22 protein-coding genes and 1 pseudogene are annotated in these 20,998 nt (G+C 62.1%); 7 read left to right on the top strand and 16 right to left on the bottom strand.

Translation table 11 applies throughout. The features are described from left to right. Window positions 1–13 precede the first annotated feature (13 nt). Window positions 14–241 carry a hypothetical protein gene (locus ACEWE8_RS08950; RefSeq protein WP_012313790.1) on the bottom strand — a complete coding sequence of 76 codons (228 nt, stop codon included), beginning with the start codon at window positions 239–241 and terminating at the stop codon, window positions 14–16. A 448-nt stretch (window positions 242–689) separates the two neighbouring features. On the opposite strand from ACEWE8_RS08950, the gene ACEWE8_RS08945 reads away from it, so the two are divergent. Then, window positions 690–1,904 (top strand): MFS transporter, encoded by a 1,215-nt coding sequence (locus ACEWE8_RS08945; RefSeq protein WP_367903588.1) that lies wholly within the window; start codon window positions 690–692, stop codon window positions 1,902–1,904. 133 nt (window positions 1,905–2,037) lie between these two features. On the opposite strand, the gene ACEWE8_RS08940 is transcribed toward ACEWE8_RS08945, so the two are convergent. The 7 genes from ACEWE8_RS08940 to ACEWE8_RS08910 form a co-directional block, all read right to left on the bottom strand. Further along, window positions 2,038–2,940 (bottom strand): AraC family transcriptional regulator, encoded by a 903-nt coding sequence (locus ACEWE8_RS08940; RefSeq protein WP_046787229.1) that lies wholly within the window; start codon window positions 2,938–2,940, stop codon window positions 2,038–2,040. Then, a complete protein-coding gene (locus ACEWE8_RS08935; RefSeq protein WP_039605278.1) occupies window positions 2,937–3,251 on the bottom strand; it encodes an AzlD domain-containing protein in 315 nt (104 codons plus the stop codon). Before ACEWE8_RS08935 ends, ACEWE8_RS08940 begins: the two co-directional genes overlap by 4 nt. Next, the gene (locus ACEWE8_RS08930) at window positions 3,248–3,949 is read right to left on the bottom strand and encodes an AzlC family ABC transporter permease (RefSeq protein ID WP_046787357.1); all 702 of its coding nucleotides are present in this window, start codon (window positions 3,947–3,949) and stop codon (window positions 3,248–3,250) included. Before ACEWE8_RS08930 ends, ACEWE8_RS08935 begins: the two co-directional genes overlap by 4 nt. 96 nt (window positions 3,950–4,045) lie before the next feature. Beyond that, entirely contained in the window at window positions 4,046–4,699 is a 654-nt protein-coding gene (locus ACEWE8_RS08925; protein ID WP_217433349.1) for a sel1 repeat family protein, read from the bottom strand. A gap of 198 nt (window positions 4,700–4,897) precedes the next feature. Next, the gene (locus tag ACEWE8_RS08920) at window positions 4,898–5,992 is read right to left on the bottom strand and encodes a hypothetical protein (protein ID WP_046787227.1); all 1,095 of its coding nucleotides are present in this window, start codon (window positions 5,990–5,992) and stop codon (window positions 4,898–4,900) included. Between the two features lie 42 nt (window positions 5,993–6,034). Further along, window positions 6,035–6,661 (bottom strand): LysE family translocator, encoded by a 627-nt coding sequence (locus ACEWE8_RS08915; protein WP_039604614.1) that lies wholly within the window; start codon window positions 6,659–6,661, stop codon window positions 6,035–6,037. A 2-nt stretch (window positions 6,662–6,663) separates the two neighbouring features. Then, entirely contained in the window at window positions 6,664–7,446 is a 783-nt protein-coding gene (locus tag ACEWE8_RS08910) for a YqcI/YcgG family protein (RefSeq protein WP_046787226.1), read from the bottom strand. A gap of 159 nt (window positions 7,447–7,605) precedes the next feature. On the opposite strand from ACEWE8_RS08910, the gene ACEWE8_RS08905 reads away from it, so the two are divergent. From ACEWE8_RS08905 to ACEWE8_RS08895, 3 genes are all read left to right on the top strand, one after another. After that, on the top strand, window positions 7,606–8,526 hold the full coding sequence (locus tag ACEWE8_RS08905) for a LysR substrate-binding domain-containing protein (protein ID WP_046787225.1): 921 nt from the start codon (window positions 7,606–7,608) through the stop codon (window positions 8,524–8,526). A gap of 73 nt (window positions 8,527–8,599) precedes the next feature. Further along, a complete protein-coding gene (locus ACEWE8_RS08900; protein WP_046787224.1) occupies window positions 8,600–10,960 on the top strand; it encodes a DNA polymerase II in 2,361 nt (786 codons plus the stop codon). A gap of 245 nt (window positions 10,961–11,205) precedes the next feature. Continuing rightward, a complete protein-coding gene (locus ACEWE8_RS08895) occupies window positions 11,206–11,748 on the top strand; it encodes a DUF4174 domain-containing protein (RefSeq protein WP_367903589.1) in 543 nt (180 codons plus the stop codon). A gap of 72 nt (window positions 11,749–11,820) precedes the next feature. Here ACEWE8_RS08895 and ACEWE8_RS08890 read toward each other — a convergent pair. The 4 genes and pseudogenes from ACEWE8_RS08890 to ACEWE8_RS08875 form a co-directional block, all read right to left on the bottom strand. Next, window positions 11,821–12,323 (bottom strand): annotated as a pseudogene (locus ACEWE8_RS08890) (DoxX family protein). Window positions 12,324–12,338: 15 nt separating this feature from the next. Next, a complete protein-coding gene (locus ACEWE8_RS08885; protein ID WP_046787222.1) occupies window positions 12,339–12,959 on the bottom strand; it encodes a ferric reductase-like transmembrane domain-containing protein in 621 nt (206 codons plus the stop codon). A 169-nt stretch (window positions 12,960–13,128) separates the two neighbouring features. Then, window positions 13,129–14,415 (bottom strand): HAMP domain-containing sensor histidine kinase, encoded by a 1,287-nt coding sequence (locus tag ACEWE8_RS08880; protein WP_046787221.1) that lies wholly within the window; start codon window positions 14,413–14,415, stop codon window positions 13,129–13,131. After that, window positions 14,412–15,152 (bottom strand): response regulator, encoded by a 741-nt coding sequence (locus ACEWE8_RS08875; RefSeq protein WP_039603377.1) that lies wholly within the window; start codon window positions 15,150–15,152, stop codon window positions 14,412–14,414. The genes ACEWE8_RS08880 and ACEWE8_RS08875 overlap by 4 nt, the downstream gene beginning before the upstream one ends. A gap of 217 nt (window positions 15,153–15,369) precedes the next feature. Here ACEWE8_RS08875 and ACEWE8_RS08870 point away from each other — a divergent pair, with 217 nt between their 5' ends. Then, entirely contained in the window at window positions 15,370–15,645 is a 276-nt protein-coding gene (locus tag ACEWE8_RS08870; protein ID WP_046787220.1) for a DUF2790 domain-containing protein, read from the top strand. Beyond that, window positions 15,635–16,171 (top strand): thioredoxin family protein, encoded by a 537-nt coding sequence (locus tag ACEWE8_RS08865; RefSeq protein ID WP_046787219.1) that lies wholly within the window; start codon window positions 15,635–15,637, stop codon window positions 16,169–16,171. Before ACEWE8_RS08870 ends, ACEWE8_RS08865 begins: the two co-directional genes overlap by 11 nt. Before the next feature lie 51 nt (window positions 16,172–16,222). Here ACEWE8_RS08865 and ACEWE8_RS08860 read toward each other — a convergent pair whose 3' ends face one another. From ACEWE8_RS08860 to ACEWE8_RS08845, 4 genes are all read right to left on the bottom strand, one after another. After that, a complete protein-coding gene (locus ACEWE8_RS08860; protein ID WP_046787218.1) occupies window positions 16,223–17,071 on the bottom strand; it encodes a shikimate dehydrogenase in 849 nt (282 codons plus the stop codon). Beyond that, window positions 17,068–17,517 (bottom strand): type II 3-dehydroquinate dehydratase, encoded by a 450-nt coding sequence (gene aroQ, locus ACEWE8_RS08855; protein ID WP_046787217.1) that lies wholly within the window; start codon window positions 17,515–17,517, stop codon window positions 17,068–17,070. The genes ACEWE8_RS08860 and aroQ overlap by 4 nt, the downstream gene beginning before the upstream one ends. Window positions 17,518–17,706: 189 nt before the next feature. Then, a complete protein-coding gene (locus ACEWE8_RS08850; protein ID WP_046787216.1) occupies window positions 17,707–19,044 on the bottom strand; it encodes an MFS transporter in 1,338 nt (445 codons plus the stop codon). 192 nt (window positions 19,045–19,236) lie between these two features. Beyond that, entirely contained in the window at window positions 19,237–19,920 is a 684-nt protein-coding gene (locus tag ACEWE8_RS08845; RefSeq protein ID WP_046787355.1) for a FadR/GntR family transcriptional regulator, read from the bottom strand. Between the two features lie 278 nt (window positions 19,921–20,198). Here ACEWE8_RS08845 and ACEWE8_RS08840 point away from each other — a divergent pair, with 278 nt between their 5' ends. Then, window positions 20,199–20,984 (top strand): transporter substrate-binding domain-containing protein, encoded by a 786-nt coding sequence (locus ACEWE8_RS08840; RefSeq protein WP_046787215.1) that lies wholly within the window; start codon window positions 20,199–20,201, stop codon window positions 20,982–20,984. Window positions 20,985–20,998: the final 14 nt, after the last annotated feature.

Raw genomic sequence — 20,998 nt, 5'->3', positions numbered from 1 at the left:
GGCCCCACTTCATTCAGCTGCGAAAACGCGGCAGCGGCCTTTCCAAGGTCAGCGAGGTCAAGGTCTTGCGGACCTGGGCTTCGTCGGCCTCCAGGGCCTTGAGGCTTGCGCGGATCTTGCCAGCGGCGGGCACGTCACCCTGCCGGTCGATCCAGTCGGCGATCTCTTTGCAGGCACTGCTCAGGCAGGCCTGGCGCTGGTTCATCAACGATATGAGGGTGGTGAGCTCTCTTTCGGACATGGCAGGATCCTCCAATTCAGCCTTGTCAGTGTAGCAGAGGGCTGGCCAGGCACTTACTGACTTTTCAAGGCGCAGGAGACGCTGCTCTCAAGGCGTAGTAACAACTCGTTACTTATAAACAGAATGTTTAAAGTCGATGCCTTTGTCTGCCTAAGATTCAAGGTGCGGCATCTGAAATTAATCTGCTGAAGCGTTCTACTGGGGGAGTCTGCCGTTGTGGGAATGCCGAAGTTAAAAATGGCTACTAGTAGGAATGTTCCTATGTGCTGAGTTGTGTGTGCGCGGAGGAGGGGTGTTGTTACAACTTTCAGATTGAATACGATGCTGGATGAGTCTTAGATTGGTTTTGCCCAAATTGCGCAGGGTAATTTCAATAATCTGAAGTGCCTAGGCGTAATATTACCAAGTAGGAATTGACCTATGCTGCTGGCTGAGGGAATCACGAAATATGCGGGCGCTGAGTGTTGATCGCGGGACGCGTTCTCTAGCGTTCGGCTATTGTTTTTCCAAGTGTGGTGAATTTGCCTTCGAAGCTGCATTTGCCGTGGCCATCGTATCAATGACCGAGGCGGATCTGCTTTTGATTGGCATCGTTTATTTCTTTAGCTACTTGCCCAGCATGCTGTTTTCACCTTTAGGTGGCTGGCTGGCGGACAATGTCAACAGGAAACGAACGTTGTTTGCTGTCGAGGCGGCTAAAGGCCTCCTAGCACTTACCTTCTTTACCTTATTCAGCTTTTTCAAACCGGTATTGCCCGTCTTGGTCGGCCTTGCGATGGTCATGACGGCATTCGAATGTCTGTATGTACCTACGTTTCGAGCGTATTTTCCAGGCCTTGTCGGAAAGGACCAACTCGCCTCGGTGAACAGCGGTATTCAGGTGATCGAGGATGCAGCCTCGATTATCGGGCCGCGGGTTTTCTCGGCATGTGTGTTACTGTTGTCTCGCGAAGCAACCTTCTTGTTCTTTGCGGCGTGCCTGGTGTTGTCGGTCATTTCCATCGCTACCCTGGGGCCTGCCAGGCAGGGCGTCCGGCAGGCATTCGATGGGCGCGCCATAGTGCGGGATACGGCGCGCAGTGTAAGTCAGCTCAGGGTCAGCAATGCGCCTTTGTTTGCTGTTATTGGCTGTACCACCCTCTGTGCGATGTTTGCCACGTCGGTGATTCGCTTCATCCTTCCGGCTTCGGTGCTGGAGCACTTTGCCTCAGAGGCAGCGGTTGGCTATGTTTTCTCACTGCTTGCGGCAGGCACCGTATTGGGTGGCGTGCTCTACACACGCTTCAACCCATGGACAACTGCACGCTTGGTACTGCGTTACTGGGCGCTGTATGGGGCACTGTTTTTTGCTGCGGCAGTGGCATTGCACTTCAACAAGTGGCTGTTCCTCCTGATTTTGTTCCTGGTCGGTTTCATTGGTGCATTTGTCGATATCGCGATCGTCACCAACATCCAGTGCTTGTCGAGCGAGCATGAAGTTGGCAGGAATTTTTCCCTCTATTACTTCACTGCCGTCATTGGTGATGCCGTATCGGGGCTGATTGCCAGCCTGGTCTTCGTGCTTGCGGGGCCAGCGACCTTCATATGGATGACGCTCATGCTGTGTATCGCGCCAGTACGCTGGAACCTGAAAGAAAGTGCGCATGACAGCGACAATCGATGATGCAATGCAAGCCAGTGTGCGTGGGGCGTTGGCGCATAACGCTTGGATCCTGTGGGGCACCCGGCAGGAACAACTGATGAAGGGCGGTTAGGCCAGCGGCAAGGACGGCCAGTGCGTGTGGCCGGTATTGCCGTCAGGATTCGACGAAAAGATTCGGATCCTTTGCAACTGGAGCTGGCGTTGTGAGCCGGTGGGAAGGCACGACCGCGTGAACGCATGCTTGTCGATAGGCCCCTGGCGTCACGCCATAGGCCTGTTTGAATTGCCGGCTTAAGTGGCTCTGGTCAGCGAAGCCCAGGTTGAAAGCCACGTGGGTCGCAGCCACGCCGCTCTTGAGCATTTCCCGGGCACGGGCCAGGCGCCGTTGCTTCAGCCAGGCATGCGGTGGCAGGCCGGTGGCCTGGCGGAACACCCGGGCGAAATGGAACGGCGATAGATTAACCGCGCCCGCCAGTGCTTCGAGCGATGGCGGTTCTGCCAGTTGGCTCTCCAGCAGCTCGCGGGCGCGGGCTACGGCCAGTGGTTCGTGGCCAGGGGGAGTGGGCTCAGCGCATTGCCCGTGTCGTTGTACCAGGGCCAGAACCGCCTGGCGCCAGGCGGTCTGTTGCTGCAGGGCACTGGCGCTGGCTTCGGACAGCTGATGCAGCTTGCTGAAGGCCATGGCCAGGGCCGGGTCCTGGATCACGCTGTCCTTGAAGCAGGGCATGCCGTGGCGGCCCAGTTCCAGCTCGTCGAGCACGCCGGTCACCCGTTCATGCTCCGGATAAAACCCGCGGTAGCGCCAGCCAGCCTCATGGGCTGTGGCGCCGGTATGCAGTTCGTCAGGGTTGATCAGTACCATGCTGCCCACGGGCGCCAGGTGCTCGCTGCCGCGGTGCCAGAAGCGCTGGGCACCCGACTCGATCACGGTGAACACGTAACCCTCGTGAACATGTGGGGCGAAGCGTTGCTGAATGTAGCGCGCATGCAGCATCTCGACATCGCCCAGCGCGGGCGCCTGCCAAAGGTGGGTTTGTTCGCGCAGGGGCGTGCTCATGTCAGCCAGCTGCGCAGCAGGAAGAAGATCAACATGCTCACCAGCATGCTCAGCAATACACTGCGGGTCAACAACACCAGAACGATGGCCACTACAGCCCCCAGCAGGTAGGGGTTGAGCGGGCTCAGGTCCAACTGGTGGCCGGGCAGGAAGACGATAGGCCCGCAAATGGCGGTGAGCATGCCCGGCACGGCAAAACCCAGAAACTGCCGGGCATTGGAGCTCAGGCGCAGCGGTAGGCGCGGTTCCAGGAAAGCGTAGCGATTGAGGAACACTACGGCGCCCATGGCAAAGATCAGTAGCCAGGTCATGCGCGGCCTCCGGAAAATTTCTGGCAGACAAATCCGGCAGCCATGCCCAGCAGGCCAGCGGCTACCAACGCGGTTTCCCAGTGCCAGTAGCTGAAAAGCACTGAACAGAACAGCGACACCGCCACGCACACTACCGTGGCGAGGTTGCGCACCAGTGGGGCGATCAGGGCGACAAAGGTGGCGACAATGGAAAAATCCAGACCCAACTGGTCCAGGTGCGGGATGTTCTGGCCCAGCACGATCCCGGCCAGGGTGAACAGGTTCCAGGCCACGTAGAAGGTCAGGCCGACACCTAGCGCGTACCAGCGGTTGAATTGCTGTTGGTCATAGTGGCTGGTCAACGCGAAGAACTCATCGGTCAACAGGAAACCCAGGCCCAGGCGCCAGCGCAGCGGCTGGTTCGACAGCACCGGGCGCATCGACAAGCCGTAAAGCAGATGCTGCGAGGTGAGCAGCAATGTGGTCAGCAAAATCGACAGCAGGTTGGCGCCGCCCTTGAGCATGCCGATGGCTACCAGTTGCGCGGCGCCAGCGAACACGATCGCCGACAAGCCCTGACCCTCCCAGGCACTGAGGTTGGCCTCGATGGCCATCGAGCCCGCAAGCAGGCCCCAAGGGGCAACGGCCAGCGATAACGGAACAATGGCGATGGCGCCGTGCAGAAAAGCTTGGCGGGCAATAGGCGGACTGCTTTGCATGATGGCTGCAACACTGTTGTTCGGCAGCGCAGCATGCCAGAGGGCGGGGCAGGTGGCTTGAACGATCTTGCTGGTTTGCCACTGCCAGAACAACGTTCAACGCTGGCTGGTCAACCGCCGTTGTGCTGCTGCGCAACCATTGATTTCCACCGCCTTTTGCAGCAAGTCCCGGCGGTGCTGCGGATCGAGGTCGCCCAGCAACCGATACACCTCGGCCTGATAGTCGCGTTGACGCCCCCACTGCATTTCCAGCCCTTGTGGCTGGCTGCGGCTGCAAGCCAGCCGAGTGGCCGGTTGCGGGTAGTAGGGCGCATACAGCGTGGCCATGCCCGGGATCGCTTCAAGCGCTTGGCGGTAACGGGGGCTGGCGTTATACGGTGGGCACCAGGTGGCGATCGCCGTCGCGGGTGGGGCAAAGCCCTGTTGTAGGCTGGCCTCGAGCAAGGGGCATGCAGCATCAGGGATTTGCGCCGCTGGCAGGTAGGTCGTGTAGTACAGCGCCAGGCGGTATTGGGCCACGGGATGGCCGAGTTCCACTGACTTTTCAAGCAGGGCTACCGCAGTTGGAAGCGTACGGGCCATGGCCTGGCCCTGGCGTTTGAGTTCCGGATCGCCGCCAATGGCAGTGCGCAGCGTGTTGGCGTTATCGTCCTGGTTATCGGCCTGCTCCAGCAATGGCAGGGCTTGGCGATAAAGCAGGTCGGCATGCGGGTCGATACGCACGTCGAGCGCTTGTGCGGCAAACGGCATCAGCGAGATGAGTAGTGCGGGCACGCGGGCGAAACCATTCACAGGCAGGCCTCACTGGCACCACAGCCCGGATAAGTGGAAAGGTACTGGTAGACGGCTCGGGTGTTCATGACAAGTACACGTTCGCCTCTGGCGTATCGGAACGACGGCCTATTCTAGCCAACCGGAAGCCCCGACCGAAAGGGCAACGCACATTTGTCAGACGAGCTTGATCGGTGTGACCTTGCGTTGAGCATGTTTTTCCTGGGCCAGGCCCAGTTTGGCGGTGATCACCTTGGCCAGCGCATTGTTGCCCAAATCGTTCAGGTGCAAGCGATCAATGAACAGCTCGGCCCCGAATACAGGGGAGCTGCTGAGCATGCTGTTCATGTCGTAACACGGCACCGGATCTGCCTGGCTCTTGATGCGCCTGAAGAAGGCCATGTGCAGTTGACTGTCGAAGGCGCCTTCAAGCAGTCGGTCGAAGTTGGTCGGTTGCTGTTCCAATGCCGACAGCATGGCTCGCTCTCCGGCAGGCAGCGTTTCACGGCACCATGGCAGCAGCGGTTGAAGAATGAAGGTAAGGGTTGCGTGGCTGTCGGCAAGCATGCGTTCCCACTGGCGCAAGGTGCGGCCAATGCTGTCGGCAGCATGCGCCAGGCGCTTCTGCGGGGCGGACAAGGGCCAGGCGGGCACCGGTGTGGGCCGGCGCGGGGCAAGGGCCTGGCCGAGGCGTTGCCACAGCGAGTCCCGGCGTGCCGGGCCGGTAGGCAGCATGCCTTCGTTGAAACTGTTGAGGTATTGCTGATAAGCCTTGGCGTGCAGCGCAGCGTGCGGGCCGCCCAGCACCTCACCCAGGCCCTCGTGGGCCAAGGTGTTGATCCCGCTGAGCACCACCACGTGGCCGACTTCGCCAAAACGGTGCTGATGGGTGAGAAACAGCAGCAGTTCCTGACTGGCATTGAGCCCACAGCCAGCCAGGCTCAACCACACTTCCCCGGTGAGCATCGACAGCTGTGATGCCACCGTATTCTCATCGGAGCTGGCACCGATGCCCAATGCGGTCGAACCGCCGACGAGCAAGTTTACACGGCCGGTGCCGCCATACTCGGCGGCCGAGAATCGCTTGCCGGCGCAGTGGCTGTAGCGCAAACCGAGCGCATCGGTGTTGATGGTGCCGGAACGATAGCCGCTTTCGTGCACATGCAGGGTGTGCGGGGCACGGCGGCTGCCCAGTTGCAGGAAGCGCTGGTAGTCGAGCGACAGCGGCGCAGGGAGGCCCGGGCCGAATGTTGCGGTATTGGACGGGCTCATGGGCGTTCCTTGTTGTCCGGCGTGGCGTCTCGCACCGAGGCGTCAGCCCGCCAGCTCTTTGATGTTGTAGGCCAGGCCGCCGACGGCGATCAGCAACAGGGCAACCCCCGAGGCCAGCGAAATCATCCGGTTGCTACGCTGCGAGGCGATCTTGCCGATGGCAAAGATGTAAAGGCTGAGCACGGCGAAGTCGATGGCTACCCACAACAGGGACAGCACCATCATGCTTTTGCCGAACGATTCGGTGATCTGGATGAACTGTGGGAAGAAGGCGATGAAGAAGATGATGTCCTTGGGGTTGGAAATACCGACCATGAAGCCTTGCCACAAACCGCCACGCCCGGCTTTGGGCGTTTGCGCCAGCGTCTCGCAGGCAGGCGCCTGCAGGCATTCGCGCAAGGTGCCTACGGCGATGTAGCCGATGAACAGGCAGCCGAGCAGGCTCATGCCGCTGAGCCAGGCCTTGTCGATGGCTGCACTGGTAAGGATGACCCAGGCCGCGGCGCCGATCAGCACCAGGGAAGCCCAGTTGGTGCCCACGGCGGTGAACATGGCCTTGCGCGAGCCAGAGGCCGCGGCGGTGTTGACGATCAATGCCACGACCGGGCCTGGTGTGGCGATCAGCAGCAGTACGGTCAGGGCGTAGGTAGCGGTCAGTGCGGTATTCACGGTCAGTTCTCGATCTGGGTGTCGGTTGTTGCGTGGACGTGGGCATGAAAGGGGCAGCGCGACGGGTTGAGCGAGCCTGCTTCCTGCAGTTGGTATTGCTTCCATTCGAAGTTGTCAGCCTGGCCGAAGAAGCCCAGGCTGTCGGGCATCACGCCGTCGTTGTAGTGCTGCACGCGTTCACGGATGCGTGCACGGATGCGCTTGCCGCTCTCGGTGCCGGCATTGGCCACTTCGTCGAAGTTTTCCCGCGGGTTGATGACGAAGGTGATGTGATTGCCCAGGTTGCGACTTTTCATTTGATGGTGGCCGGGAAAGTTCATGTTGATGAACAGCGCCATGCCGGCGTAGCAGAACGACCAGCCACTGTCGTGCGGGTCGGCCGGGATCGCTTGCGGCCACGGGTGCGGGTCACGGGCATGCACGCCGCGCAGCACCTTCCAGGCCAGCGCCTGCTGTTCGGCCAGGCTGCTGTCGGCGGCCGTTTCGAGGAACACCACCAGTGGGCTGCCAATGCGTTGCTTGACCGGCACCGGTGCTATGGTGCGCACGTATTCGGCCAAGCCTTGTGCGATGTCATCGGCGAGCTGTTCGGCGCGAGCGAAAAGGATGTGGCAGGATTCACCGGCCACCGCCTTGCGCCCGAACAGGCACGGAAAGTCAGGGTTTGCGAGGATGTTGCGAAAGTGCTGTATGGTTTTGTGCGTCCAGTGATGCGTGTTCCGGACATGTTCAGCGGCCAGCTCTAGCGCATCCAGGCGATAGCAGTTTCCATAACCCGTAAACATGATTTCCCCAGGCGTGAATTAGCAGAAAGTTCAAGACACATGCAGGCAGGTTATTGGCTTATCTTGGTTGTTTACCTGCATTTTCTGAGGCGTACCTTACGTTGTAAAACGCGTGGTACTATGACCTACTATTAGTCTCACTCATGCTTCGGGGGAATCATGTCGGAACGGATCCAGGCGTTGCACGCTCTGCGTGCCTTCGAGGTCGCCTCACGTTACGGGTCGTTCACCCGCGCGGCCGAAGAGCTGGCACTGACCCAAGGCGCTGTCAGCCACCACATCAAGACCCTCGAGGGCCTGTTCGGCTGCGACCTTTTCGAGCGACGGGGGCCCAAGTTGAGCCTCACCGAACATGGGCGCCTGCTGGCCCAGGAGCTCAAGGTCGGCTTCAAGATCATCGAAAACGCCTGTGCACTGCTGCGCCAGGACCGCTACGGCCTGCGCTTGAAGGCGCCCTCGACGCTGACAGTTCGCTGGTTGTTGCGGGCGCTGGATGCCTTCAAGAAAGTCGATGACAGCTGCAGCGTGCAATTGTCGAGCGTCTGGATGGACATCGACACGGTGGACTTTTACTCCGAGCCCTACGATTGCGCCTTCCTCTTGTCCAACGGCCGGTTTGCCGCCGACATCGAGAGTTTCAAGCTGTTCGACGAATGGCTGATTCCGGTGTGCCACCCGGACTACATGGCGCATGAGCAGCCGGCACTGGGTGACCTGCGCCAGTGTGAACTGCTGCATCCTTCGTCGGATCGGCGCGACTGGCGGCGTTGGCTGGCGCGCATGGATGCCCTGGACATCAGCATCGATCAGGGCCAGGTGTTCGACACCCTCGACCAGGGCATTTCTGCGGCCCAGCAGGGCTTGGGGATTTCCGTGGTCGACCTGGTGCTGGCCAGTGCCGACCTGACCGCAGGGCGCCTGGTCACCCCGTTCAAGCATGCAGTGGCGACCGGAGACGGGTATTACATGACCTGGCTCAAGTCCAGCCCCAAGGCGCGGCAGATGCACAAGCTGCGCGATTTTCTGCTGGGGCAGGTGCCGCCATTGGCCTACAAGGACATCAACTACCTGTATGGCTGATTGCCCGCACAGGCCCCCCGCGCAAGGGTAGAATCGTCGCATCCGACCTATCCGTCGCACCGAGGACAACGCAGTGGAGTTGCAGCAGGGCTTTGTCCTGACCCGGCATTGGCATGACACGCCCCAAGGCACCTGCGTGGAGTTCTGGCTGGCCACCGACCAGGGGCCGCGGCTGTTGCGCCTGGCCCCGCAGGAGTCGGTGGCGTTCATCCTGCAGGCGCAGGTCGAGCATGCGCGGCTGTTGCTGGCGGGCGAGGCCGGTGTCGAAATCAGGCCCCTGCGCCTGCAGGATTTCCAACATCGTCCGGTGCTGGGCGTGTATTGCCGTCAGCACCGGCAACTCATGCAACTGGAACAGCGCTTGCGCGGTGCCGGCGTCGAGGTGTTCGAAGCTGATATCCGCCCCCCCGAACGCTACCTGATGGAGCGCTTCATCACCGCCGCCGTGCAGTTTACCGGCCAGCCTGATGCCCAGGGTGTCATCTGCGAGGCTCAGCTCAAACCCTTGGCGCACTACCGCCCGCCGCTGCGCCTGGTATCGCTGGACATCGAGACCAGCGAGCGCGGCGAGTTGTACAGCATTGCGCTGGAAGGCTGCGGCCAGCGGCAGGTATTTATGCTAGGGCCCGCCAATGGCCAGCCCGACGCCGTGGATTTCGACCTGCACTACTGCAACGACCGGGCGGCACTGCTCGACTGCCTGAACCAGTGGATGGCCAGGCATGATCCGGATGCGATCATCGGCTGGAACCTGGTGCAATTTGACCTGCGCCTGTTGCATGAGCACGCCAAGCTGCTTCAGGTGCCGTTGAACCTGGGGCGTAACGGTGCGCCCATGACTGTGCGCGCCCACGCCAACCGTAGCCATGTGTTCGCCGATGCGCCCGGCCGCTTGTTGATCGACGGCATCGAAGCGCTGCGCTCGGCCACTTGGAGCTTCCCTTCGTTCAGCCTGGAAAACGTCGCTCAGACCTTGCTGGGGGAAGGCAAGGCGATCGACACGCCTTACCAGCGCATGGACGAGATCAACCGCATGTTCGCCGAGGACAAGCCGTCGTTGGCGCGTTACAACCTCAAGGACTGCGAGCTGGTGACGCGTATTTTTGCGCATACCCGGCTGCTGGAGTTTCTGCTGGAGCGCTCATCGGTGACCGGGCTGGCGGTAGACCGCAGCGGTGGCTCGGTGGCGGCGTTCTGTCACCTGTATATCCCGCAGATGCATCGGCTGGGCTTCGTCGCGCCCAATCTGGGCAGTCGCCCGGATGAAGCCAGCCCGGGTGGTTTTGTCATGGACTCGCGCCCGGGGCTCTATGACTCGGTGCTGGTGCTCGACTACAAAAGCCTGTACCCCTCGATCATCCGTACTTTCCTGATCGACCCGGTAGGCCTGGTCGAAGGCCTGCGCCAGCCGGATGACACGCACTCCGTCGAAGGCTTTCGCGGCGGGCGTTTCTCGCGCAGCCGGCATTGCCTGCCCGCGATCGTCGAACGGGTCTGGCAGGGCAGGGAGGAGGCCAAGCGTGAAGGCAACGCGCCGCTATCGCAGGCACTCAAGATCATCATGAATGCGTTTTACGGGGTGCTCGGCTCAAGCGGTTGCCGCTTCTTCGACCCACGCCTGGCGTCTTCGATCACGATGCGCGGGCACCAGATCATGCGCCAGACCCGCGCGCTGATCGAGGCACGAGGTTACGACGTTATCTACGGCGACACCGATTCCACCTTCGTCTGGCTCAAGGGTGCACAGGGTGAAGAGGCGGCGGCGCGCACCGGCCGCGCGCTGGTGGCCGAGGTCAACCTGTGGTGGCAGCAGCACCTGCGTGAAACCTTGGGCCTGGAAAGCGCGCTGGAGTTGCAGTTCGAGACCCATTATCGGCGGTTTCTGATGCCGACCATCCGCGGCGCCGACGAGGGCAGCAAGAAGCGGTACGCCGGCCTGGTTCAGCGCGCCGACGGCAGCGAGGACATGGTGTACAAAGGCCTGGAGTCGGTGCGCACCGATTGGTCGCCCTTGGCCAGGCAGTTCCAGCAGGCGTTATATGGGCGAATCTTCCGGGGCGAGCCGTACCGTGACTATGTACGCGGGTTCGTCCAACAGACCCTGGCCGGTGAGCTGGATGAGCTGCTGATCTACCGCAAACGCCTGCGCCGCCCGTTGGCCGACTACCTGCGCAATGTCCCGCCACATGTACGCGCAGCACGCCTGGCCGATGAGTACAACAGCCGCCTGGGGCGTGCCCGGCAATATCAGAATGGCGGCTGGATCAGTTACGTGATCACCACAGCCGGCCCTGAACCCATGGAAAACCTGCAGTCGCCGATCGACTACGACCACTACCTCAGCCGCCAGTTACAGCCTGTGGCCGATGCCATCCTGCCCTTTGTCGGTGATGACTTTGCGGCGTTGACCGACCGTCAGCTGTTGCTGTTCTGAGTGCCGGCTCAAGCGCCCCTTCAGGCGAGCGGGAGGGAGCGCAGGTTGCCGTTAGTGGCTTTGGGCTATGCTGAGTTTGGGTATCGGCCGTTTCCGAAAAGGCTGCCATCCTGGTATCGGTCACCATTGGAAACTGCCAGTTACTTTTCCCTGGCCCTCTGATGTTCGAAGTGGTTTAGGCTCCGGGTCGGATTTTTCTCCGTGATCTGTAGTCACTGTTTTATCGAGACAATAAGGAGATGCGTATGCTCGTCCGGTCACTGACCCTCGCCACCCTGCTCGCCGTCACTGGCCCTCTGTTCGCCGCCGACAGCGACGCTCCGCTGGCCAAGGAACTGGGCAAGGCACGACCATTGGTGATCATTGCCCCCAGTTCCGCCGACCCGACCTTGCGGGGGTTGAACGATGCCTTGAAAGACCCTGCCACCCAGGCTGCGTTCAAGGAGCGTGGCCTGGTGATCTACAGCGTCGCCAACATGATGGGCAAGCGGGAGGACAAGAACCTCGAGCAGCAGACCACCATGGCGCTGATACGTGAGCTCAAGCTCGGCGCCAGCAAGGGCACCAAGGTCATCCTGGTGGGTAAAGACGGTGAGCGGCACATGCTCAAGGATGACGATACAGGTGAAAAGATCGACCCGCAGGCCATCATCAAAGCCGTCGATGAGCTGCCGGCCAGCGAAAAGGCCGTGACGGCACCGGAGCCTGTCGCTGCGGCAGCAGAGCCCAAGGCCAAGGACAGCAAGCCCGCCAAGCCGGCAGCGCCGCCCAAGCCACTGGAAGACTGACGTCAGCTACGCGTATCACCCTGGTAGGACAGCAAAGGGCTCGTGGGCTGTACGCTCCGGGCCCTTTGCATTTCATGCTGTTCGGGCCTGGACCGTGATGTGCCGTTTGATCCAGTGATCAATGCTTAGCTTCCCGGCACCTTTGAGCAGCAATGGCAGCAGTGCAACCAGGTAGATCAGGGGCAGCTTGTAGTTGCCGAACCCTAGATCGGTGATGGCGTAACCCTTCGCCAATTCTGCCAGGTCCGACCAGTGCGCAGGCCAGTGCACCGCTGCGATCGCTACGATGGTTACCACCGCCAGCCCCGCCGCCGCCAGCCGTGTGCCAAGGCCCAATAGCAGTAGCAGCGGCAGGACCAGTTCAGCCCACATCGACAGTTGCCAGTTCAACTCCGCTGGCAGCAGGCTGAAGGGCAGTGGGAAGCTCCCCTGTATATCGCTGAACCAGTTGCTGCCGTTGAATTTCTCCAGGCCGGATTCGAAGAACTCCCAGGCCAGAAACATCCGCAAAGGCAAATCAGCGCCCCAATCTGCAAGACGGTCGAGGGGGGCAGGGTGCGAGTCAGCGTGGTCATGGTCTGTTCTCTTCTTCAGAAAAGGGCCGTGGCGTTACGGCGCTTGTACAGCGCCAGCTTGGCGGTGAGCTTGAGGGCGATGGCGGTGAACATCAGGGCAAAGGCCAGCGGATACCAGCCACCCATGGGAATGCGTTTGTAGAACGACAGGCAGAACACGCCGGCCAACACCCACATGCCGGTGCTGTGCAAGGCTTTCCAGGCACGGCCGCCGAGCAGGCGCATGCTCGGCTTGAAGGAGGTAAGGGCCAGCAACAGCAGGAACAGGTAGCCGATGCTGCCTGGCAGGCTGGAGGTAGCGGTGCGGCCGGCCCAGAACAACTCGGGAAAGTGCTGGGCGTAGCGGTAGATCAGCAGGCCGTGCACGGTGTGCGAAAAGGCAAAAGCCAGCCCCAGGAAGCGCCGCTCGCGCAAAACGCGAAGGCTGCTTGGGCCGGGCAGCAAGGCCACCAGCGTCGAGGCCAGGAACGTCATCAGGAACAGGGCGAAGGAACTGCGTGCGGTAGCGCGGATAGCGCTGCGCAGGCCGTCGGAACCGAGCGGGTGGCTGGCCAGGACCACGGCGGTCATGAACAGAGTAAGGCCGGCCAGGACGGTGAACAGCTTCCAGCCGGAGGGAAGGGCGATGGCTCTCATCGAAGAGGCTCCCGGTGTGTCAAAGTGTGACCGGGAGTGTGGCGGTACGGCGTATCTGCAGTGTGTCGGTGCAGGCTGTATTGTGTATCGGAATGTAGTGACAGGTGGTGTAGGCCAATTTCACCCGTGCAGGCGCGGCGCGCAGCACCGCGTCAAGGACGGCAGCGTTTCACTTCAGCTCGATTTGTGCGCACAGGCCTCCGCCCTGGCGATTGCTGAGGACCAATTGCCCGCCCATGGCCTGCATCAGTTGGTGGGCGATTGCCAGGCCCAGGCCGGTGCCCCCGGTACTGCGGTTGCGCGAGCTTTCCACCCGATAGAAGGGTTTGAGCACTTCGCCGAGCTCTTGCTGGGGGATGCCAGGGCCTTCGTCCAGCACGCGGATCACGATACGTCCCTGCTCACGGCTGACCTCCAGTTGCGCCTTGCCGGCGAACTTCAGGGCATTGTCCAGCAGGTTGACCAACACCCTGCGCAGCGCATGCGGGCGCGTTTCCAGCAAACTGCCGGTACTGCCGTGGCGCTCGACCTGCGCGCCGCTGTCCTGGTAATCGAACACCACGCTGTCGAGGAACGCGTCGAGGTTGATGCGGCAGGGCGGCTCGGTGTTGATATCCATGCTGCGGGCATAGGCTACGCCTTCGCGGACCAAGTGCTCCATGGCATCCAGGTCATGCCACAACTTGTCCTTCTCGACCCCCTCGTCCATTACCTCGACCCGGAGTTTCATACGCGTGATCGGGGTTTGCAGGTCATGGGAAATCGCTGCCAGCAACTGCATGCGCTCCTTGAGGTAGGCAGCGATGCGCGCCTGCAAGGCGTTGAAGGCGACGGCGGCGAATTTCACTTCGCGCGGGCCGCTTTCGTCCAGCAACATGCCGGGCTTGTCCGGGTCGAGGTCGTCAAGCGCCTTGACCAGGCGTGTAAGCGGGCCGATGGCCAGGCGCACGGCCAGCCAGGTACAGAACAGCAGCACGGCAAGCTGAATGAGCAGCACCAGCGGCAGCCAAGTGGCGATCGGCACGGGGGCCGGGGTGACATCGATGGTCAGCGGGGCGCCGTCGGCCAGACGCAGGTGGGCCTGGAAGTGTGCGTTAGGGCCAGGTATCTCCTGGAAGGTCAGGCGATACTGGCTACCGATGGCCTTGACGATCGAGTCGGCGGCCATGGGCGGGTCGTCGCTGGGCATCGCCGCACCCGTTACGCCAGCGTCCAGCCGATAGCGATAGGTGCGCCGTTCCAGGCGGGGCAGCCAGGCCGGGCGTTCAGCGGCGGGCAGGCGGTCGAGGATGGCCACCGAAGTGGCGACGTCCTGTTCCAGATTGCTGAGCATCATCGAGCGGCTGCTGATATAGCGCTCATAGGCCTGCAGGCTGAAGGACAGTCCGTAGGCCAGCACCAGCCCGGTGATGAAGATCAGTGCCAGGCGCGAGGCGAGGGTGCGCGGCCACTTCATGATGGCGACTCGAGCAGTTGCACTGGCAGCGAGAACACATAACCTTCGCTGCGCACCGTCTTGATGCAGCTGGGCTCGCGCGCGTCGTCGCCCAGGCGCTGGCGCAGGCGGCTGACTAGCAGGTCAATGGAACGATCGAAGATATCGGCCTCGCGGCCCTGGGTCAGGTTGAGCAACTGTTCGCGGCTGAGCACCCGTTGTGGGTGGTCGAGGAACACGCGCAACAGGCGGTATTCGGCGCCACTGAGGGCCACCAGCGTGCCTTCGCTGTCGAGCAGGTGGCGCGCGGTGGTATCCAGACGCCACTGGCCGAAACGGATCAGGCGGCCGCTTTCGCTGATGGTCAGGTTGGGCGGCAGCATGCGTGTGCGGCGCAGCACGGCATTGATGCGGGCCAGCAGTTCACGGGCTGAGAATGGCTTGGTCAGGTAGTCATCGGCGCCCATCTCCAGGCCGATGATGCGGTCGGTCTCGTCGTTGCGCGCGGTCAGCATCAGCACAGGCGTATTGCGGTGCTTGCCGGCGCGCAGTTCGCGGCACAGCAGCAGGCCGTCATCGCCCGGCATCATGATGTCGAGGACGATCAGGTCGACGCTGTTGGCTTCGAGGAAGGCGCGCATCTGCCGGCCGTCGGCGACGATGCTGGTGCGCAGGCCGTTCTTCTTCAGGTAATTGCCGACCAGTTCGCGGATTTCGCGGTCGTCGTCGACGATCAGGATGTGATCGACATGTTCCATCGGTGGGGTCCTGTGCAAGGGGAATGGGCGCAGTGTACCGAGCAGGTATGAGCTTGCCTGCAGAGGTTTGTATTGCAGTGTATCTGGCCATGCAACAGATACAGCAGGAGGCAGGGCGCAGGGTCGGGTGACACATGCCCGATACCTGGCGAGCGTGAAATGGCTCTCACCGGGGAACACAACTCCCCACCCTCAGAAGATCCACAGGAGCGATGCCATGAACATGAAAACCCTCGCCAGCGCCAGCCTGTTCGCCGTGCTCAGCCTCGGCACCCTGGCTGCCCAGGCATCCGCGCAGCCAATGGAGGATGCCAGCGTCATGCAGTACCGCTACGGCGACCGGCTGGATATACAGAAAGTGCTGTCGGTGAAGGATGATCAAAGCGATGCCTGTGGCCTGGTCAACACCCGCATGGATTACATCAACTCCCAAGGCCAGCGCCAGAGTGTGCAGTACCGCACCTATGCCACGAGCGGTTGCCATGACAACTGAGCGCCGCTTGTTGTTGAAAGTGGGCGGCGTCGCCTTGGCGCTCTTGGGCCTGGGCCTTGCCGGCCACCTGGCAGCCCGCGACAGTTATGGCGCGATGCCATCGCTGTCCGGGGCCAGTGAGTGGATCAACTCGCCAGCGCTGGATACCAAGGGGCTAAAGGGCAAGGTAGTGCTGGTGGACTTCTGGACGTGGGACTGCATCAACTGCCAGCGCAGCCTGCCGCACGTCAACGACTGGGCCCGGCGGTACGCCGATCAGGGGCTGGTGGTGGTGGGCGTGCACACGCCGGAGTACGACTACGAGCATGATGTCAGCCAGTTGAAACGCAAGGTGGCCAGCCTGGGGATCGCTTACCCGGTGGCGGTGGACAACGATTATCGGGTTTGGAATACCTGGGGTAATCAGTTCTGGCCAGCGCACTACTTTGTCGATCGCCAGGGCCAAGTGCGGCATGCGCACTTTGGTGAAGGTGACTACGACGGGCAGGAGAAGGTGATAAAGGCGTTGCTGGATGAAAAAGGCTGAGGTGTTTACCGTTCCTTTCGCGAGTAAACCCGCGAAAGGAACGGCACGGGCTCAACCGAAGCTGGCGAAATGCGCCTGCATGCGCTCGGCATTGGCCTGGCGGCCACTGAACAGTTCGAACGCTTTCACCGCCTGGAACACAGCCATGTTGCTGCCATCCAGGGTCCGGCAGCCCAGTGCCCGTGCCGCGCGCAGCAGCTCGGTTTCCAGCGGGAAATAGATGATCTCCGCCACCCACAGCCGGGCATGCAGCAGCTCGACCGGCAGCGGTGTGCCCGGCAGTTTGGCCATGCCGACCGGCGTGGTGTTGACCAGCCCGTCCGCTTCGGCAATCTCAGCCGCCAGGTCCGTGCCCACAATGGCTCTGCCTGCGCCGAAATGGCCGTTGAGGTTGTCGACCAGCGCCTGGGCACGCGCTGCATCGACTTCGAACAGCACCAGCCGCTCGACCCCTTCGCCCAGTAATGCATGGGCCACTGCCGAGCCAGCACCGCCGGCACCCATCTGCACCACCTGCCGGCGCGCGACGTCGGGCAGGCCGCGGCGCAAGCCCTCGGCGAAGCCCAGGCAGTCGGTGTTATGGCCTACACGCTTGCCGTCCTTGAGGACCACGGTGTTGACCGCACCGATACCCCTGGCCTCATCGGACAGCTCGTCGAGCAGCGGCAGGATCGCCTGCTTGAACGGGTAGGTGATATTGAGCCCGGTGAAGCCTGTGTGCTGGGCCGCTTCGAGCAATTGCGCCAAGGCGCTGTCTTCCAATTGCAACTGGTCGGCGTCTATCAGGCGGTAGAGGTAGCGCAAGCCCTGCGCATCGCCTTCATGTTCATGCAGGGCAGGGGTGCGCGACAGTTGAATACCACGGCCGATCAGGCCGGCAAGGATGGCCGGCTGAGTCATGCTGCCTGCTCCTGGAGCATTTCGGCGAAGTGCGCCAGAGCCATGCGGTAGCCGTGGCTGCCCAGGCCGCAGATCACACCAACCGCGATCGACGAGACGAACGACAGGTGGCGGAACGGCTCGCGCTTGTGCACGTTGGAGAGGTGCACTTCGATCACTGGCACCTCGCTGGCGACCAGCGCGTCGCGGATGGCCACCGAGGTGTGGGTCCAGGCACCGGGGTTGATCACGATACCGGCGCAGCGACCACGGGCAGCGTGGATCCAGTCGATCAGGTCGCCTTCGTGGTTGGTCTGGCGAAATTCGATATCCAGGCCGTGGGCCTGCGCGGTGTCTGCGCAGCTCTGAGCCAGGTCAGCAAGGGTTTCACGGCCGTACTGGGCAGGCTCGCGGGTACCCAGCATGTTCAAGTTGGGGCCGTTGAGCACGAGGATAAGGGGCTTCATGGCGGGCATCACTTTGTTGTTGTTGAATGCCCGTATGTTTGTACCACCTGGTTAGTTTCGTCAATTGGGTTGGCTGTCGCATAGTGGAAAGTGGGCGATTATCGGACGCAGACCCCAGCGTTCTTAGCGCGGGTGTGCCCTTTGAAGGCGCCTCTTGTTACGAAAGGGCTGCAAAGGCAGCCCCACCTCTCAAATGGTGCGGGCGGCCCCACGACCCACTTCATCCCCGGCTGTTTCTTCATGCAACGATATTCGCGAGGTTTCTGGCAGCGCCAGCCCACCCACCAGCGCCACCAGTGCGATGACCACCAGGTAGAACGCTGGCGCCAGGCTGCTGCCGGTCTGTCCGATCAGCCAGGTCGCCACCAGCGGTGCGGTGCCGCCAAACAGCGTATAGGCCACGTTGTAGGTAATCGCCGATGCGGTGTAGCGCGTACGGGTCGGGAAACTCTCCGAGAGCAACGCGGCGGTCACCACACCACTGCAAAGTGCCCCCACCGCCAACAGGATGACCCCCACCAGCGCAGCCGTCACCGACCCGGAACTGGCCAGCCAATAAGCCGGGAATACACAGACCATTACCCACAGGCAGGTGAAACCAATGGTCTTGCGCCGCCCGACCCGGTCCGAGAACGCGCCGGCCAGCGGACAACCGATGGCGGCGAACACCAGCGCTAGCGTGGTCACCAACAGCGACTGGGCGCGTGTCAGGTTGCCGACCATTTGCAGGTAGGTGGCGAAGTAGGTAGTGAACATGTAGAACGACAACGCTGTAAGCGAGATGAAGGCACCCAGATTGCGGATGGCCCGGCCGTGGTTACGCAACGTGTCCTTGAGCGGCGAATGCTCATGGGTCTTGCCTTGAGCGATGGCCTCGCGAAATGCCGGGGTTTCCTCCATGCGCCAGCGCAGGTAAAGGCCCACCAGGCCCAGCGGCGCCGCCACCAGAAACGGTATGCGCCAGCCCCAGGCCGCCATTGCTTCGGCCGACAGGCTTGCCTCAAGGCCGTAGGCGATCACCGCCGCGCAGGCGAAGGCAGAGAAGGTCGACACGGGCACGAAGCTGCCATAGAAGGCCCGCTTGTTTTGCGGTGCGTGCTCCATCAGGTACGCACAGGCACCTGCATACTCACCGCCTGCGGAGAACCCCTGCAGGCAGCGCGCAAGGGTCAGTAGCGCGGGGGCGGCAAGGCCGATGCTGGCGTAGGTCGGCAGCAGGCCGATCAGTGTGGTGGAGCCGGCCATCAGCAGGATGGTCAGTGACAGGATGCGTTTGCGTCCCAGCCGGTCACCCAGCGCCCCGAACACGATCCCGCCCAGTGGCCGCAAGGCGAAGGCCACGGCGAAAACGGCAAAGGTCTTCAGCAAGGCCACGCTGGCATCGCCGCTGGCGAAGAACTGGCTGGCGATGATCGTTGCGAGAAAGCCGTAGACGGCAAAGTCGAACCATTCGACGAAGTTGCCGATGGCCGAGGCGGCGATGACCCGGCGCAGAGTGGCGGGGGATACCTCGTGAGATGCGGACATAGAGAAACGCTCCGGTTTCAAAGGCAGCCTGGCGGATTAGCGAAGCGGTCTGGCCGCTTCGTCGTTGTTGTTGCAGGCAGTAAACCGGCGCGGGCGCGAGGGCGCTTCTTCGAGGGCGACGCCCAGATATCTGTTTTGACCGCGTGAGCCCCTTCGTGGCCAAGCTGTGGTCAGCCCGGCAATCGGTGGGCGTTACACCGAAAACACCACCCCGGTACGCGAAGCCGCATTGCGAATATGCTCCTGCATCGCCTTTTGCGCCGCCGCCTGTGAACGGCGAGCCAGGGCGCGCAGGATCTTGCGGTGCTCCTGCCAGGTTTCCATCGCCCGTTCCGGGCGGATGAAGGGCAGCTTCTGGCTTTCCAGGAATATCTCCTGGCTGGCGGTGATCACCTGCAGCATGGCGTGGTTGCCGCAGGCTTGCAGCAACTGCTGGTGAAAGGCGAAATCCAGCCGTGCGGCGGCTTCGAAGCGGCCCGCGCGCAACTCCTGATGCATCGCCTCTACATTCACTTCCAGGCGATCGATGTCGTCCGCAGTCAGTGCCAGTGCCGCCTGCCCGGCAGCGAAACCTTCCAAGGCGTAACGCAGCTGGAAGGTGTCGCTCGCAGAAACCTGTTCGGCATACGGCCAGGCAAATGCCGAAGGCGCTGGCGCCTGCACGAACACACCCTTGCCCGGCTGCACGCTCACCAACCCCAGAGCGCTGAGCGAGGACAGCGCTTCTCGCAGAGAGGCCCTGCTGACCCCCAATTGCTCGGCAAGGTCGCGCTGCGAGGGCAGGGCATCGCCGGGCTGATAGCCGCCGTCTTCGATCAATTTGCGGATGCCTTGCAGGGCCTGTTCGGGGACGGCGCGGGGTAGGGTGTCGAGCATGCTGTTCAGACCGGTCGGAGGGCGATGACCTTGGCTTTTTACGGCCATTGTCAGGCGCTTGCAAGCATTGCTCCGCGCTGATGCAGGCAAATGCGGCCTTGCACAAAAGCGGGGCGTGGCGGCGGCGGGGTAAGCGGGCAGGCAGGCAACTGTTCAGACCAGTAAGACCGTTCAGCTCAGGGCTTGCGCACGTCAAGCCAGTGCCAGCACGGATGTTGGCATGGCCCGTGCACTGGCCAGCCAGCACTCTTTTCCCTGGTTACCTGCGAGGCCACACCATGAAGACATTCCGCACCTTGTTCCTGGCCAGCCTGTTCTGCAGCAGCGCCCTTGTGCTGCCAACCGCCCAGGCTGATGCCCTGGCCGACATCAGCGCCCGTGGCGTGCTCAAGGTGGCAGTGCCCCAGGACTTCCCGCCTTTCGGCTCGGTCGGGCCAGACCTCAAACCCCGTGGCCTGGACATCGACACTGCACAACTGCTGGCAGACAAGCTGGGTGTGAAGCTGGCCCTGACCCCGGTAAACAGCACCAACCGCATACCGTTCCTCACCACAGGCAAGGTCGACCTGGTGATTTCCAGCCTCGGCAAGAACCCGGAGCGTGCGGCAGTGATCGATTTCTCCCGGCCCTATGCGCCGTTCTACCTGGCCGTATTCGGCCCGGCCGAGGTGGACATCGCGGGCATCGACGCCGTCGCTGGCAAGACCATCAGCGTCACCCGCGGCTCGATCGAGGACATGGAACTGAGCGCCGTAGCGCCAAAGGGGGCGGTGATCAAGCGCTTTGAAGACAACAACTCGACCATTGCCGCCTACCTCTCTGGCCAGGTCGAACTGATCGCCAGCGGTAGCGTGGTAATGGCCGCCATTGCCCAGAAGAACCCGGCCAAGGTGCCGGTGGTCAAGGTCAAGCTCAAGGACTCGCCCGTTTATGTGGGCCTGGCCAAGAACGAGCCGGCGCTGCTGGACAAAGTGAACGCCACGCTCGAAGCCGCCAAGGCCGACGGCAGCCTCAACCGCAATGCCGAAAAATGGCTGAAGCAGCCGCTGCCGGCCGACCTCTGAGCTGTACCCGGAGT

Origin of the sequence: Pseudomonas sp. TR47 (genome assembly GCF_044143025.1) — a bacterium.
Lineage (GTDB): Bacteria > Pseudomonadota > Gammaproteobacteria > Pseudomonadales > Pseudomonadaceae > Aquipseudomonas > Aquipseudomonas putida_E.
The sequence above is the reverse complement of the archived record's forward strand: the minus strand, read 5'-3'. Positions and strand labels throughout refer to the sequence as shown.